At 70.9% G+C, this 14,790-nt stretch carries 17 protein-coding genes; 9 read left to right on the top strand and 8 right to left on the bottom strand.

Annotation, left to right across the window (positions count from 1 at the left end):
• The first annotated feature begins 5 nt into the window (after window positions 1-5).
• Genes L1785_RS16590 through L1785_RS16600 form a run of 3 tightly spaced genes read left to right on the top strand, consistent with a single transcriptional unit; the run spans window position 6 to window position 1,212 of the window.
• Entirely contained in the window at window positions 6-536 is a 531-nt protein-coding gene (locus L1785_RS16590; protein WP_236090397.1) for a TetR/AcrR family transcriptional regulator, read from the top strand.
• Window positions 533-889, top strand: coding sequence for a DMT family transporter (locus L1785_RS16595; RefSeq protein ID WP_236090398.1), 357 nt, complete (start codon window positions 533-535; stop codon window positions 887-889). Before L1785_RS16590 ends, L1785_RS16595 begins: the two co-directional genes overlap by 4 nt.
• On the top strand, window positions 886-1,212 hold the full coding sequence (locus tag L1785_RS16600; RefSeq protein ID WP_236090399.1) for a DMT family transporter: 327 nt from the start codon (window positions 886-888) through the stop codon (window positions 1,210-1,212). The genes L1785_RS16595 and L1785_RS16600 overlap by 4 nt, the downstream gene beginning before the upstream one ends.
• A gap of 52 nt (window positions 1,213-1,264) precedes the next feature.
• On the opposite strand, the gene L1785_RS16605 is transcribed toward L1785_RS16600, so the two are convergent.
• Complete coding sequence (locus L1785_RS16605; protein ID WP_236090400.1) at window positions 1,265-1,663, bottom strand: OsmC family protein; 399 nt, start codon at window positions 1,661-1,663, stop codon at window positions 1,265-1,267.
• A gap of 97 nt (window positions 1,664-1,760) precedes the next feature.
• On the opposite strand from L1785_RS16605, the gene L1785_RS16610 reads away from it, so the two are divergent.
• From L1785_RS16610 to L1785_RS16625, 4 genes are all read left to right on the top strand, one after another.
• Complete coding sequence (locus L1785_RS16610; RefSeq protein ID WP_236090401.1) at window positions 1,761-2,378, top strand: GyrI-like domain-containing protein; 618 nt, start codon at window positions 1,761-1,763, stop codon at window positions 2,376-2,378.
• Window positions 2,379-2,433: 55 nt separating this feature from the next.
• On the top strand, window positions 2,434-3,327 hold the full coding sequence (locus L1785_RS16615; protein WP_236090402.1) for a hypothetical protein: 894 nt from the start codon (window positions 2,434-2,436) through the stop codon (window positions 3,325-3,327).
• 135 nt (window positions 3,328-3,462) lie between these two features.
• Window positions 3,463-4,752, top strand: a complete 1,290-nt coding sequence (locus L1785_RS23270) for a M15 family metallopeptidase (protein WP_236090403.1) — start codon at window positions 3,463-3,465, stop codon at window positions 4,750-4,752.
• Window positions 4,753-4,922: 170 nt separating this feature from the next.
• On the top strand, window positions 4,923-5,879 hold the full coding sequence (locus tag L1785_RS16625) for an aldo/keto reductase (protein WP_236090404.1): 957 nt from the start codon (window positions 4,923-4,925) through the stop codon (window positions 5,877-5,879).
• Between the two features lie 111 nt (window positions 5,880-5,990).
• Here the strand turns inward: L1785_RS16625 and L1785_RS16630 are convergent, their stop codons facing one another.
• The 3 genes from L1785_RS16630 to L1785_RS16640 form a co-directional block, all read right to left on the bottom strand.
• Complete coding sequence (locus L1785_RS16630; RefSeq protein WP_236090405.1) at window positions 5,991-7,010, bottom strand: zinc-dependent alcohol dehydrogenase family protein; 1,020 nt, start codon at window positions 7,008-7,010, stop codon at window positions 5,991-5,993.
• 158 nt (window positions 7,011-7,168) lie between these two features.
• The gene (locus L1785_RS16635; protein WP_236090406.1) at window positions 7,169-7,534 is read right to left on the bottom strand and encodes a putative glycolipid-binding domain-containing protein; all 366 of its coding nucleotides are present in this window, start codon (window positions 7,532-7,534) and stop codon (window positions 7,169-7,171) included.
• A 37-nt stretch (window positions 7,535-7,571) separates the two neighbouring features.
• Entirely contained in the window at window positions 7,572-9,035 is a 1,464-nt protein-coding gene (locus tag L1785_RS16640) for an MFS transporter (protein ID WP_236090407.1), read from the bottom strand.
• 167 nt (window positions 9,036-9,202) lie between these two features.
• On the opposite strand from L1785_RS16640, the gene L1785_RS16645 reads away from it, so the two are divergent.
• On the top strand, window positions 9,203-10,102 hold the full coding sequence (locus L1785_RS16645; RefSeq protein WP_236090408.1) for a helix-turn-helix transcriptional regulator: 900 nt from the start codon (window positions 9,203-9,205) through the stop codon (window positions 10,100-10,102).
• A 10-nt stretch (window positions 10,103-10,112) separates the two neighbouring features.
• On the opposite strand, the gene L1785_RS16650 is transcribed toward L1785_RS16645, so the two are convergent.
• The 3 genes from L1785_RS16650 to L1785_RS22905 all read right to left on the bottom strand — a co-directional run bounded on the left by L1785_RS16650 (window position 10,113) and on the right by L1785_RS22905 (window position 13,787).
• A complete protein-coding gene (locus L1785_RS16650; RefSeq protein WP_236090409.1) occupies window positions 10,113-11,513 on the bottom strand; it encodes a TrkH family potassium uptake protein in 1,401 nt (466 codons plus the stop codon).
• An 83-nt stretch (window positions 11,514-11,596) separates the two neighbouring features.
• Window positions 11,597-13,522 (bottom strand): APC family permease, encoded by a 1,926-nt coding sequence (locus tag L1785_RS16655; protein ID WP_236090440.1) that lies wholly within the window; start codon window positions 13,520-13,522, stop codon window positions 11,597-11,599.
• A gap of 130 nt (window positions 13,523-13,652) precedes the next feature.
• A complete protein-coding gene (locus L1785_RS22905) occupies window positions 13,653-13,787 on the bottom strand; it encodes a hypothetical protein (RefSeq protein WP_268915396.1) in 135 nt (44 codons plus the stop codon).
• A 32-nt stretch (window positions 13,788-13,819) separates the two neighbouring features.
• On the opposite strand from L1785_RS22905, the gene L1785_RS16660 reads away from it, so the two are divergent.
• Entirely contained in the window at window positions 13,820-14,095 is a 276-nt protein-coding gene (locus L1785_RS16660; RefSeq protein WP_236090410.1) for an alpha-L-rhamnosidase C-terminal domain-containing protein, read from the top strand.
• Here the strand turns inward: L1785_RS16660 and L1785_RS16665 are convergent.
• The gene (locus L1785_RS16665; protein ID WP_236090411.1) at window positions 14,071-14,763 is read right to left on the bottom strand and encodes a TetR/AcrR family transcriptional regulator; all 693 of its coding nucleotides are present in this window, start codon (window positions 14,761-14,763) and stop codon (window positions 14,071-14,073) included. The genes L1785_RS16660 and L1785_RS16665 overlap by 25 nt on opposite strands.
• Window positions 14,764-14,790: the final 27 nt, after the last annotated feature.

Below are 14,790 nucleotides of genomic sequence, written 5' to 3' on the forward strand. Positions count from 1 at the left end.
CGGCCATGAGGCCAAGCCAACGAGAAGAGACGCTCGACGCCGCTCTGCGTGTCGTGAACGAGCAGGGCGCCGACATCACCTTCGAGTCGGTGTCGAAGGCCGCCGGGATGACCAAGGCCGGGCTCATGTACCACTTCGCGACGAAGGAACAGCTGATGACGGCGCTCGTCGAGCACGTGATCGCGCGATGGAAAGCCGAGATGGCAGCAGAGCTGGGGCGTCCCGTGGAGGACTCGACCCCTCGCGAGCGGGTGCAGGCGTTCCTGCAGTTCGCGGTGGGAGGTGGGGCAGAGATGGCCGACTTCGTCGTCTTTGCAGAGTCGATCCGCAATCCCGTCATCGCCAAGCCCTGGCTCGAATACCTGAGGACCTGGTTCGACTTCGACACGGAGTCGGACGTCGATCTGCTCGTGCCCTGGCTGGCAGCGAATGGCGCGTGGATCGTCGAGGCGACCGGGGTGGTCGCTCTCACCCCTGAGCAGCGCTCGCACCTGATCGCGACGCTGCAGACCCTGATCGAAGGGCGGTCGGCATGAAGACCGGGTGGATCCTCGCTCTCGCCATCGTCCTCGAGGTCAGCGCCACACTCGCTCTGCGAGCCGCGGTGGACCAGCCGTGGTGGGCGGTCATCACCGTCGCGGGGTACGCCGGGGCCTTTGTCGCCCTCGCAGCGCTGCTGCGCCAAGGGGCGTCCATCGGAACCGTCTATGCGATCTGGGCCGCATCCGGTGTCGCGCTCACCGCGCTGCTCGCCGCGCTGGTGTTCGGCGAGCAGCTGACGATCGGCATCGGGGCCGGTATCGCGATCATCATCGCGGGTGTCGTACTCGTGGAGACGGGGCACGGGGCTCCCGAGCTCAAGGCTGAACTCGAGGAGGACCCCGCATGATGTGGCTCATCCTGGCCGGCGCCATCGTCTCCGAGGTCACCGCGACGCTCGCTCTGCGCGCCTCGGAAGGTCTGCGCAAGAAGGTGTGGATCGCTCCGGTCGCGATCGCCTATGCGGCCGCGTTCGGGCTCCTCACCCTCGCCCTGTCCAACGGCATGCCCGTGGGCATCGCCTACGGGATCTGGGCGGCGTCAGGTGTGGCGCTCACCGCCGTCGGCGCCCGCGTCTTCTTCGGAGAGCGCCTCACGGTGCGGATGATGATCGGGATCGTCCTGATCGCAGCCGGGGTCTTCGTGATCGAGCTCAGCGCCGGAGGCCACTAGGGCGATGGTCGCCGGGCACGCGGCACCGATGGCGGCCAGCGCCACGCGAGGCTCATCCCGAGGTCGAGCGTCGGACGTCGGCCCCGGCGCGGATCGTGCGCGGGATCTCGGCGACGTCGTCGACACGCGCGACGAGGCGTTCGACGTCGTCGGCCGGAGCGGGGGAGTCGACAGCGAGCGTGTAGACGATGCCGGTGGAACGCCACTGGTCGTCGAAGGTGCCGTCGGCGGTCACGGCGACGCCGTCGACGGGGATGCCGAGCCGGCGCGCCTCGCGGAAGGTGTCGTTGAGGACGCAGACCGCGACGGCGAGATGGAGCACCTGTGCGCCGTTGCTCGCCGGACCGGCGATGATCCCCTCGGGCGTCCATGCGTGGGGGAGCGTGACCCCGTCGGCGGGCCGAAGGCTCCCAGCGCCTGCCGTGACGCCGAAGGGTGACTGCGCGGTCATGCAGCCAGCATGCCCGGTCACCGAGTTCCTCGGTGGCTGAAGTCGAGGTGTCCGGTGGACCGAGGCCACCGTTGCCGCACTCACGAAGGAGGCTGTGATGGACAAGTACGACGTCAAGAAGGCCCGCCGCGAGCTGTATGCCCCACCGTCGAAGGACTTCACGGTGGTCGACGTGCCCGAGCTGCGGTACATCGCGGTCGGCGGCCGGGGCGATCCGAACACCTCCGCCGCCTACGCGCACGCGGTGGAAGCCCTCTATGGGGTGGCGTACGCGCTGAAGTTCTCCAGCAAGAACGCCCTCGGGCGGGACTTCGTGGTCGGCCCGTTGGAGGGGCTGTGGCGAGCGGACGACCCCGCCGCATTCCTCACCCGGCGCAAGGACTCATGGGAGTGGACCATGATGATCGGCCAGCCGGACTGGATCACCGAGGCGATGGTCCGGTCCGCCCTCGAGAGCGTTGCGAAGAAGAAGCAGAACGATGCGCTCGGAGATCTCCGGTTGCTCACGCTCACGGAAGGAACCTGCGTCCAGATCTTGCACATCGGGTCGTACGACGACGAGGCTCCCACGCTGGACCGCCTCCACAACCGCTATCTCCCCGACAACGGCCTCACGTTCAACGGCGACCATCACGAGATCTACCTCAGCGACCCCCGTCGAACCGCACCCGCCAAGCTCAGGACCATCCTGCGGCAACCGGTCACATCCGTATAGACGAGCTCCGTCGACTCGGAACCCTGACCCACCCCCTGAACGTCAGGCGCCGGTCATGCAGCTCGCGCTGCGCTGGGCGCCGGTGCACCACCAGGACGTCGACCAGACGGGCGACCACGCACTCGGCGGCCGCGCCGACCACGTCGCGCGCATCGACTTCGACGGCGACTGGACCGGCCGCAACAACTGGGACAACGCGGGGGCGTCCGGCGCGTCGTTCTCGGCGCACGCCTACTACTCGGTCGTCGAGACGTCGACGCACTGGTACCTGACGTACCTGTTCTTCCACCCGCGCGACTGGGTGGACCAGCCGTTCGACTCCGAGCACGAGAACGACGCCGAGGGCGTGCTGCTCGCCGTCGAGAAGGACGGCTCCACCTACGGCGTGCTGCGCGGGGCCGTCACCGTGGCGCACACGAACTTCTACTCGTACACGCCGCCTGGCAGCACGTGGACGTCCGGCCGGGAGTCGGTGGACGGCACGCTCAACCTCACCACGTCGCCGGTGGACGGGCTGGCGCACCCCGTGACGGCGCAGGAGGCCAAGGGTCACGGCCTCAAGGCGCACCCGCAGTACCAGATCAACGGCGACGGGCTGATCTACTACCCGTCGACCGTCGCCGAGTCGCCCTCCGGCCCGGACGACAGGGACGTCCGCTACGCGCTCGTCGACATCTTCGGGTCGGGCGGGCTCTGGTCGCACCGGGCCGACGCGAACCTGTTCGCGAGCCACGGCTCGTTCGCGGGTGACACCTCGGGCGGCTGCGGCTCGGGCACGTTCGGCGGTTGTCCCACGAACTCGGCCAACGCTCCCTGGGGCTGGGACCACGGCGACGACCTGACCGGCCGCGGCGAGATGGCCACCGACCCGGCGAAGCTCGTGGCGGAGTACTTCACCATCCCGGGCGCCTTCTCGCGCGACTACGTGACGAACGGCTACCGGGGCTAATACCCGCCACCGTGGGCGGGCGGCTCGACGGACGACCGTGAAGCCGCCCGCCCGCGGGGGGAGCGCCCGAGCACCCCCGGGCGCCGGGCCGCTCTGGCGGTGTCCCAGCGGGCCGGGCGTGGGAGACTGCGGGCCGTGTCGCACTTCGCGGAGAGGTTCAGCCCGGCGGGTCCGCCGTCGGGCGCTGTGGTGCCGCCCGAGGTGCCGGACCGGGCGCCGCGCGAGGGCCGCCGACGCGAGCGGGTGCGGCGGCTCGTGATCCCGCTTGTGGCGCTCGCCGTCGTGCTGGGCGGCGGCGTCGGGTACGGGTTCGTCCGGGCCGGGTCCCAACAGGCCGCGGACGAGCAGCTCGCCCAGGCGCGCGCCGCCGTCGGGCAGGTCGTCGCCGACGGGGGCGAGGCCCAGGCGGGCCTCGCCGCGCAGGTCGCGACCGCGGAGGAGGTCCTCGCCGCCTCGCAGGGCAAGGTGGCCGACGACGCCGTCCGGGCCGGCCTTGCGGACCAGGTCGCCGCCGCTAAGGCGGCCGGCGCGGCCCCGCCGCCTGCCGTTGCCGACCACGCCACGCTCGCCGAGGCCGAGGCCGTGAGCGCCGCCGCGACGGAATGGGTCGCCACCCTCCGGGAGGCGGCGGAGGCGCTCGCTGCCGGGACCGAGGCGGTACGCGCCGCCCAGGCCGCGTGGGAGTCGGCGCAGGCCGAGGCAGCCGCAGCGGCGGAGCGCGAGAGCCAGGCCGCCGCCGAGCTCCCGGCCGCGACCGCGACGCTCGAGCACGTCACCCACCAGCTCGAGATCTCCGTGCGGGACTCCGGCTTCACCATCGAGTGGACGCAGGGTGACGGTGCTCCGACGTCGGCCCTCGACGCCCTCACCGCTCACCGCGCCGAGGGGCAGGCCGTGCTCGCGGCGGCCGTGGACCTCGCCGACCTCGCTTCCGTGCAGGCCGCCGCCGAGCGGCGCGAGACGGTGCGCGTCGCGATCGAGGCGGCCGCATGGGACGCTCGTGCCACGGTCGCGGACGGGACGAACGGCAAGCTCGCGATCGAGGACCTGTGCCCGACGGGCGTCAGCCCCGAGGGGCAGGACCAGTATCTCGGGTGCGACGCCGCGGCCGCGTGGGAGCGCCTCGGCGCGGAGTTCCAGGCGGAGTTCGGCAAGGCCCTGCGCGTCGAGTACGGCTACCGGCCGTACGACTGGCAGCTCCAGGTCCTCGACGAGTTCGGCGCCGGGCTCGCCGGCCAGCCGGGCACGTCGAACCACGGCTGGGCGGCTGCGGCGGACGTGCCCGTGGACGACGGGTTCCGGTTCGGGCAGCCCGAGTTCGCGTGGCTCGCGGCCAACGGCCCGCGCCACGGCTGGGTCCACCCCTACTGGGCGCGCCAGGGCGGCGGCCGCGAGGAGTCCTGGCACTTCGAGTACGTGGGATGACCCGGCGGGGTACGGCCGGCCGCGGCGCATGGCAAGGATGGCGATGTCGGCGCGGCGCGAAGGGGTTCGCCCAAGATTGGTCCGGTTCCCGGCCGCCGGATCGGATCGGCGTGCCAGACCGATCTGCTCCTAGCGTGGGTATCTCTGCCGACCGAACGCCCGGAGGAACGATGTCCGAGATCCCCGCTGCCCCCGCCGAACGTCTCGTGCTCGGCACGATGGTGTTCGGAACCCTTGTCGACGAGCCGACGTCGTTCGCGCTGCTCGACCGGTTCGTCGACGCCGGAGGGCGGTGGCTCGACACCGCCGACTGCTACAGCTTCTGGCTCTCGCGGACCGGCCATGGCGGGCAGAGCGAGGCCGTGCTCGGCAGGTGGCTGGCCGCCCGGCCCGGCCTGCGTGACCGCGTGCTGATCTCCACCAAGTTCGGTGCCGAGCCGATCGACGCGACCGACCCGGCGTCGCGCACGGGACTGAGCCGCGACGCGATCCGGACCCAGCTCGGGGACAGCCTGCGACGGCTCGGGACCGACCACGTCGACCTCGCGTGGGCCCACGTCGAGGACCGTGCCGTTCCCGTCGAGGAGACCGCGGACGCGATGGCAGAGCTCGTCGAGGACGGCACGGCCGTCCGGGTCGGGGCCTCGAACCACCCGGCCTGGCTCGTCGAGCGGGCACGCCGGCACGCGATCTCCCAGGGCCGGACGCCGTGGACGGCGCTGCAGCACTCCTTCAGCTACCTGCACCCACGCCCGTTCGAGCTCCCGGCCGGGCAGGGCCACCGGTTCGGCATGCTGACCGACGAGCACCTCGACCTCGCCGTCGTCGAAGGTCTCGAGACGTGGGCCTATACGCCGCTGCTCAGCGGCGCGTACGACAACCCCGCCAAGCCGGTCCCGGACGCCTACGATCACCCGGGCACCACCCGGCGGCTCGCAGCCCTCGACAAGGTCGCCGCCGAGCTCGGCGCGACCCGTGGGCAGGTGGTCCTCGCCTGGCTCGCCGGCACCTCGCCGACGATCCGCCCGATCCTCGGCGGCAGCAAGCCCGACCAGCTCCAGGCCGCCCTCGACGCGATGACCCTGGACCTCACCGACGAGCTGCGAGCCGTGCTCGACGCCGCCTGAGCCACTCGACAGCCCGTGCATCGTGGTGCTCATGGTCTCCACGGTAGGTCTGCGAGGTCCGGAGCCGGGCGGCAAAGGTGTCCGGCCGCCCGGCCCAGGATGTGTGCGGTGTCAGAGGGTGAGCAGCACCTTGGTGGCCCGGCGCTCGTCCATCGCCTTGTACCCCTCGGCTGCCTGCTCGAGCGGCAGGGTGAGGTCGAAGACCTTGCCCGGGTCGATCGTGCGGTCCCAGATGAGCTGGATCAGGTCGGGCAGGAACCGGCGCACCGGGGCAGGGCCGCCCAGGGTGTGGATGCCGGCGAAGAACAGCTCGAGGCCGGGGATCGCCACGTCGTAGTTGACGCCGACGTAGCCGAGGTGACCTCCGCCGCGGGTGGCGCCGACGGCCTGCATGAAGGACTCCTGCGTGCCGACCGCCTCGACGACGGAGTGTGCGCCGAGCCCGTTGGTGAGCTCCTTGATCTTCGCGACGCCCTCCTCGCCACGCTCCTCGACGATGTCGGTCGCGCCGTAGAAGCGGGCCAGGGCCTGCCGCTCTGGGTGGCGGGACATCGCGATGATCCGTTCCGCCCCGAGCTGCTTGGCCGCGAGAACCGCCATGAGGCCGACCGCGCCGTCCCCGACGACCGCGACCGTCTTGCCGGGGCCGGCCTGTGCGGCGACAGCGGCGAACCAACCGGTCCCGAGCACGTCCGACGCCGCGAGCAGCGACGGGATCAGGTCCTCGTCTGGCCGTCCGGGGGTCGGCACGAGGGTGCCGTCCGCATAGGGGATACGGGCCTTCTCGGCCTGCGTGCCGATCTGCGAGGTGAACTCGGCATGCACGCACTTCGACTGGAAACCGGACCGGCAGATCTCGCAGGTGTTGTCCGAGATCACGAACGAGCCGACGACGAAGTCACCGACCTTGACGTTCTTGACGTCCGCGCCGACCTCCTCGACGACCCCGACGTACTCATGACCCATCACCTGGTGATCGACGGGTTCGACACCTCGGTAGGGCCACAGGTCCGACCCGCAGATGCAGGTCGCGGTCAGACGGATGATCGCGTCCGTGGGCTTGAGGATCTTCGGGTCCTCGCGCTCCTCCACCCGGACGTCGCCGGCGGTGTACATCACAACACCACGCATGACTGCGTACTCCTCGCTGGTCGATTGGCGCACACCGGCGCCGCATGCCCGTAGATGGACAGCCCGGCGTGCTCTCGTCGATCACGCTAGGCGTGGAGGCAGCCGATCTGGGAGGCCCGCTCAGTACCCCCCCGGATCACCAGCGCGGGAGTCCCGACTCAGGCGAATCGCACCGCGATGCCGGGATAGTCGATGACGAAGCCGGCCGCGTCGTAGGTGAGGATGGCGTGGAAGTCGCCTTCGGACGTGTAGTCGAACCGGTGGTCGTCGAGTCGCCGGTAGGTCTGGTCGAGGCGGCGCACAGCGACGTCGAGAGCCTGGACATAGACCGCGGAGGCGACGACGGCGTCCCCGGTCCGGAGCGCCAGCCGGTGGACGGGCAGGGTGTTCGTGCACGCCGAGGCCTCGAGGTCCACGGCCGTCGCGTGTCCACGCAACCGCCCCGGCTCGGGGTAGACCACTTCGAACCCGTCGAGGGCGCCGATGAGACGCCATGCGGCGAACGGCGGAAGCGCCATGGACATGGGTGGTGGCTCCATCAGGCCGCCAATCTGCTCGCCTCTACCGTCTCGCTGTCACCCACAATGTTCCTCCCCGGCTGGTGAACAGGATGTCCCGGACTGCAGGACTGCCGGCCGGGACGATGACCGTCACCACGATCATGAGCGCCACGGCCAGCAGGACCGAGGCGCCGGTCAGGGCCGCGCTGACGTGGGCGGAGATCTCGGCGGCACCGTCAAGGCTGCTGGCCCCGGCGTGAGCCGAGACCGCCACCAGGATGCCGAGCCCCAGCGCCATTCCGAGCTGGTGGGCGGTGTTGACGAGCCCGGAGGCGGCTCCGGCGTCCTCGGGGGCGACACCGGCGATGCCCGCGTTCGTCAGCGGGGCGAACGCCAGGCCCTGGCCGGCGCCGATGAGGAGCATCGGGAGGGCGACCGCTGTGAGGTAGGCGTCGCTACCGTCGAGGCGGCTCAGCCAGGACATCCCGACGAGGGTCGTCGTGATGCCGGCGGTCAGCAGGACAGCGCCCGGGATCCGGCTGGTCAGCCGGGGGATCGCCGTCGCGACGACGAAGTTGACCACCGTCATCGGGAAGAAGCCGAGCCCTGCCCGCAGCGGGCTGAAGCCGAGGACGTCCTGGAGGTACTGGGTGGTGAAGTAGAAGAAGCCGACCATGGCGCCGAGGTAGAGCAACCGGGCAGCGTACGCGCCGCTCCGCTCGCGGCTGCGGAAGAGTCGCAGCGGAAGGATCGGTTGCTCGGCCCGCCACTCGTGATGGACCAGCGCCACGAGCAGGACCGCGCCCGCGACGAGCCCCGCCACCGTCACCGGCGAGGCCCAGCCCCGCACTCCGGACTCGATGATGCCGAAGACGAGTGCCCCCATGCCGAGCGTGGCGAGCAGGGCGCCGGGGGCATCGAAGCGGCCTGGGCGGCGCTCGGTATCGGCGAGGACGCGCCGGGCGGCGACCATCATCGCGACCGCGATCGGTACGTTGACGAGGAAGGCCGCCCGCCAGGACACCCATTCGGTGAGCGTCCCGCCGACGACGAGCCCGAGGCTGGCGCCGATACCCGCGGTGGCGCTGTACCAGGCCACGGCCCTGGCGCGCGCCTGCCCCTCGAAGTGGGCGGTGATCAGCGCTAATGACGTCGGGGCGACGATCGCGGCGCCGATCCCCTGGAGTGCGCGGGCGGTCACCATCCACCACCCGGTGGGCGCCAGGCAGATCAGCAGCGAGGCGGTACCGAAGATCGCCAGCCCGAGGACGAACAGGCGCCGCCGGCCCAGCAGGTCGCCGGCACGCGCGCCGAGGAGCAGGAGGCCGCCGAAGACGAGGGTGTACGCGTCCTGCACCCAGGAGAGCGTGGTCGGGCTGAGGCTGAGATCGGCGCGGATGCTCGGCAGCCCGGTGAAGACGACCGAGTTGTCCAGCAGGATCATGAAGTAGCTGACGAGGATGATCCCGAGAATCGCGGTCGGGCGGCCTGAGGATCGTTCCGTCAGGGCTCGTGTGGGTCGCATCGTGTCTTCCGTCGTGCTGCGAAGAAGGTTCAGGTCAGGGCGAACGAGCCCGGCGCGCTCCAGCGCGCCTTCAGCGAACCTCGCCCGAGCACTTCTCGGGAGGCACGGCTCTTCCGGGTACTGGCAGAACCTCCCGCCGTGACGGGCCTCGCCGTACCGTCGGAGGCATGGACCACAAGGGCGAGACTCGCGAGTTCCTGGTCTCCCGTCGCGCGAGGATCACGCCGGACCAGGCGGGGCTGCCCGCCTACGGCGGCAACCGGCGGGTGCCCGGGCTGCGCCGCGAGGAGGTGGCGATGCTCGCCGGGGTGAGCGTGGACTACTACACCCGGCTGGAACGCGGGAATCTGTCAGGGGTGTCCGAGAGCGTGCTGGAGTCCCTCGCCCAAGCGCTGCACCTCGACGAGGCCGAGCGCGGGCACCTGTTCGACCTGGCACGGGTGGCCAACGCTTCAGGCGCGGCACGGTCCCGGGTACGCCGGGCTCCGGCACCCACGGTCCGTCCGAGCGTGCGGCGGGTGCTCGACGCCATGGAGGGAGCGCCTGCGTTCGTGCGCAACGGCCGGCTCGACGTCCTGGCTGCGAACTCGCTGGGCACCGCCCTCTACTCCGAGATGTACGTCGCCCAGAGTCACCCGGTGAACACCGCACGCTTCCACTTTCTCGACCCGCGCGCGGCCCGGTTCTGGGGCGACGCCTGGGACAGGATCGCGCACGACGCCGTCGCGATCCTCCGCGCCGAGGCCGGCCGCAATCCCTATGACCTGGGCCTGACCGCGCTCGTCGGCGAGCTGTCGACCCGCAGCGAGGACTTCCGCAGGCTGTGGGCCGCCCACGACGTCAAGTACCACCGCACCGGCGTCAAGGTGTTCCACCACCCGGTCGTCGGCCGCCTGGAGCTCACGTTCGAGGCGTTCGAGCTGCCCGCGGACGCCGGCCTGCAGATGAACGTCTACACGGCCGCGCCGGGTTCCCCGTCCGAGGACGCGCTCAAGGTCCTCGCGAGCTGGGCGGCCACGACCGACGCGGAGCGCACGAGCGCGGAGGCGACCGAGCCTCGCGCCTGACCGGAGCGGGTCAGCCGATGATCATCGCAGACTCCGGCTGGCGGAAGAGTCGCTGGCGCTCGCGCATCGCCAGCGACGTGCCGAGCGTGATGGGGCCGAGGCGGCCGAGGAACATCAGGGCCACGAGGATGAGCTGGTGCCACTGGGGCAGGGTCGCCGTGATGCCCGTCGACAGGCCGGTCGTGGAGAAGGCCGAGATGACCTCGTACAGGATCGCGTCGAGGGAGAACGTCGTGGTGGTGACGGTCATGACGAAGGTCGGCAGCACGACGGCTGCCACGCCGATGAGCGCGACGGTCAGGGCCTGTCGTTGGGTCGTCCTGGTGATGCGGCGGTCGAACACGGTCACGTCGGGGTCGCCGCGCAGCTCGGACCAGATGACGAACGCGAGCACGGCGAACGTGCCGACCTTGATGCCGCCGGCGGTGCCCGCGGACCCCGCGCCGATGAACATGAGGATGTCGGAGAAGAACCAGGTGCCGTTGTTGAGCTCGCCGGTGGGGATGGAGTTGAAGCCGGCGGTGCGGGGCATCACGCCCTGGGTGAACGCGGCCAGGAGCTTGCCGGGAACGTCCAGCGGGCCGAAGGTCTTGGGGTTGGACCACTCGGCGAGCAGGAAGACGAGCGTGCCGGCGGCGAGCAGCACCGCCGTCGTCAGCAGGGTGAGCCGCGTGTGGATGCTCCACCGCCTGGGCTGGAACCAGTGCCCCCGTCCGGAGCGGTACAGCCGCCACAGCTCGAGCAGCACGGGGAATCCGATGCCCCCGACGATGATCGCGGCACAGATCGGCAGGCACACCCACGGGTCGGCGACGAACCGGACGAGGTTGTCGGAGTAGATGGAGAACCCGGCGTTGTTGAACGCGGACACCGAGTGGAACACCCCCGACCACACGGCATGACCGAGGCCGGCGTCGTAGGCGACCATCATCCGGACCGTGAGGACCGTTGCGACAAGCACTTCGGCCACGATGGTGAACCGCAGCGCGCCGAGCAGGACCTGCCGTACGTCGCCCAGACCCACGGTGTGCGCGGACTCGGCGGCGAGCAGGCGGGTATGCAGCCCAAGGCGCCGCGACAGGAGCAGGCCGAGCAGCGACGCGACGGTCATCACGCCGAACCCGCCTACCTGGATCAGGACCAGGATGACGACCTGTCCGAACGGTGTCCAGAAGGTCTCGGTGTCCACGACCGCCAGGCCCGTCACGCACACGGCGGACGTGGTGGTGAACAGTGCCTCGATGAGCGTGGCCCGCCGTCCGGTGCTCGACATCGGCAGCGAGAGCAGGAAGGTGCCCAGTGCGATGGCCCCGAGGAAGCCGAGCGTCACGAGCTGGGCCGGCCGGCGCCGCAGGTTGGCGGGGGAAGGGGCAGACGACTTCGTGGTCGGCCCCGGCAGAGAGAAGCGCACGATGCCCAAGTGTGCACCAGCGTCAGCAGGAGCGGCCCGTCCGGTTCGGCGGGGGAGCGGCAACCGCGATCCGCGTCGGCGGGTCAGCCGACGTGCACGTGGGGGCGCTTGGTGCGGTCGGGTTCGGCTCGGCGCAGGATCTCGCGGGTGACGGGTGCGACCTCGCCGGCGCCGAAGAGCAGGAAGCGCAGCAGCTGGGTGATCGGGTTGCCCTCGGTCCACTCGTAGTAGATGTGGGGCGGGACGCCGGTCACGTCGCGCACGTGCAGCAGCAGGGCGGCGAGCGCGTTGGGGACGCTGGGTGCCTCGAGGGTGATGGCGCGGTACCCGCCCGGTCGCACGACACCCTTTGCCTCGATCACGGACTCGAAGTCGGACGGGTCGGTGAGCGTGACCTCGATGAAGAGGACGTCGTCGGAGTGCGGCACGTCGTTGTCGGAGATGATCTGGTCGACCTTCTCCTGGTACTCCTTGAGGTCCCCGGTGTCGGGCTCGTTGGCGATCAGGCGGACCTGGCGCCGGGCGCAGTCACGGAAGAACTGCTCGGCGCGGGCGTCGAGCACGACACTGGTGGTCCTGAGCTCGAACGACCTCGTCAGTCGCGAGACGAGCGAGACGAGCACGATGGCGACGATGAACACGGCGCCGATCTTCACGCCGTCGGGCCGCTCGAAGACGTTGAGCGCGGTGGTGTAGAAGAAGATCAGCGTGATCACGGCGAACGCGACGGTGAGCCGGCGCTGCCCGGCCTTGCGGGCCGCGAGCGTCACGGCCACGCAGGCCGAGGAGAACAGGACGAGCACGCCGGTGGCGTACGCGCCGCCCTGGGCGTTGACGTCGGCGTCGAAGATCCACGTCACGAGGAACGCGATCGCGGTGATCACCAGCACGAGCGGCCGGGCTGCCGATGCCCACTCGGGCGCCATCCCGTACCGAGGCAGGTAGCGAGGGATCAGGTTGAGCAGGCCGGCCATGGCCGAGGCGCCGGCGAACCACAGGATCGCGATCGTGGACAGGTCGTACACCGTGCCGAACACCGGTCCGAGGTAGGCGTGCGCGAGGTAGGCCAAGGCCCGTCCGGACGCGGCGCCGCCGTCGGCGAACTCCTGCTGCGGGATGAGCCAGGTGGTGACCAGGCTGCTGGCCACGAGGAAGCAGCTCATCGTGACCGCGGCGGTGGTGAGCAGCTTCTTGGTGTTGCGGATCCGGCCGGCCGGGCGGTCGGGGGTGTCGCCGGGGTCGCCCTGGACGTGGGACATCACCGCGACGCCCGTCTCGAACCCGGACATGCCGAGCGCGAGCTTGGGGAAGACGAGCAGCGCAAGGGCGACGATCATCACCGGGTTGCCGTGCTGGGTCACGAGCGCGGTGGACCAGTCGGCGATGACGTGGGGCTCGGTGAAGATGTGGACGAACGACACGAGGATCGTCACCGTGTTGAGCAGGAGGTACACCGCGACCAGGACGACGGCGACGCCGATGGCCTCGGTGAACCCGACCAGGAACACCACGCCGAGCAGCGCGATCAGGCCTAGCGTGATCCAGAGGTTTCCGCCGTGCAGCAGGTCCGCGACGGCCGGGTTCTCCACCGCGTGCTCCGCGGCGTCGGCCGCCGACAGCGTGATCGTGATGATGAAGTCCGTCGCGGCGAAGCCGAGCAGCACCAGGACGAACAGCTTGCCGCGCCAGAAGGTCAGGAGCCGCTCGAGCATCGCGATGGAGCCCTGCCCGTGGGGGCTCTCCTGGGCGACCCGGCGGTACACCGGCAGCGCGCCCAGCAGTGTGAGAGCGACGAGCACGAGCGTCGCGATCGGGGACAGGAGGCCCGCCGCCAGCGCCGCGATCCCGGGCTGGTAGCCCAGGGTCGAGAAGTAGTCGACGCCGGTCAGGCACATCACCTTCCACCAGGAGTGCGCCTTCTCCGGCGGGCGTTCCTGGGCGTACGGCCCGAGCCGGTCCGCGCGATGCTCCTGCCCTGTCAGGAGCCACGACCGCAGTCGGGTGGGCATGGGCGCGGGTGCAGTGACGGTCACGTGGGCCATTACACGGCAACGACCAGGCCCACGACGACGGCGTTGACGGATCCTTGACACCGCGGGCGTTATGACGCTCGTCACCCGCGGCCCGGTCGAGCCAGCTCTATGGGTCGTCCGGCCGGACCTGCTCGCGGTCGAGCGGCATCGTGGACTCGCGCTCGATGACCTGCAGGGCGTCGCTGCTGACTCCCGTTGCGGCCGGCCCGCCGTCGAGGACGTTGCGCAGGCGGTCGCGCATGTGGACGCCCGTCCGCCGACTGGCTGCACCGGGTGGTCGCCGGCCTGGCGCCGGCCGAGCCGGGCTACCGGACCATCGACTTCTCCCCGCGACCGGGCGGCACGTTCACGAGCGCAGGAGCGACGCACCTGACGCCCTACGGCGAGGCGTCGATCGACTGGCGGTTGAGCGACGGGTCCCTGCACGTGAGCCTGCGGGTGCCCGTGGGCTGCACCGCCACGGTGAACCTGCCCGGCGACGATCGGCGCGAGGTCGGCCACGGCGTGCACCAGCTCGTGGTGCCCTACGCCGGAGGCTCCGTGACCTGACGAACGGGAGCCTCGTCCGGCTGCTTCGGTGCCGTTCGCCGCGCCCGGCCGGCGCGCGCCCAGGCGGCCGGTGGCGCGGCAAGGGTCTCCGTGCCGCGCTCACGGAAGGCCTGGAGCAGGTACTGCCCGAACCGCCTCCAGGCGTCGGGCGCGGAACGGCCGGCGCCGCGGATCAGTCCGGCGTTGGCGTTGAGCAGCAGATACAGGTCGCTGTGGTCGAAGTCCTCGCGGATCGCCCCAGCCTCCTTGGCGCGGTCCACGAGCTGGATCGAGGCGTCCAGGGCGCGCCCGATCTCGCTCCGGAACAGGTCGGTGGCGGTCGCCGGGGCGAGGATCACCTCGCTGAAGGCGAGGTCGGTGGCCTGCTGTTCCAGCATGAACAGCACGTAGTCGCCGAAGGCCTCCCACGGCTCGGTCAGCGCCTGCTGGGCGGCCTGCTCGGTGCGGTCGGCGTACCGGGTCATCTTCTCTTCCAGCACCACGGCGACGAGTTCCTCGACCGAGGAGAACCGCCGGTAGATCGTCCCCACGCCGACCCCGGCGACATCGGCGATGTGCTCCAGCGTCACGGCCGTGCCCTCCTTGGCGAAGACCGTGCCCGCGGCGTCGACGATCGCCCGCCGGTTGCGTTCGGCGTCGGCGCGAAGGGGTCTCGGCGAGATGGTCACGACCCCATCCTACGATCTGGAATAGAC

Origin of the sequence: Antribacter soli (assembly GCF_021568775.1) — a bacterium.
In the GTDB taxonomy this organism is placed as follows: Bacteria; Actinomycetota; Actinomycetes; order Actinomycetales; family Cellulomonadaceae; genus Antribacter; species Antribacter soli.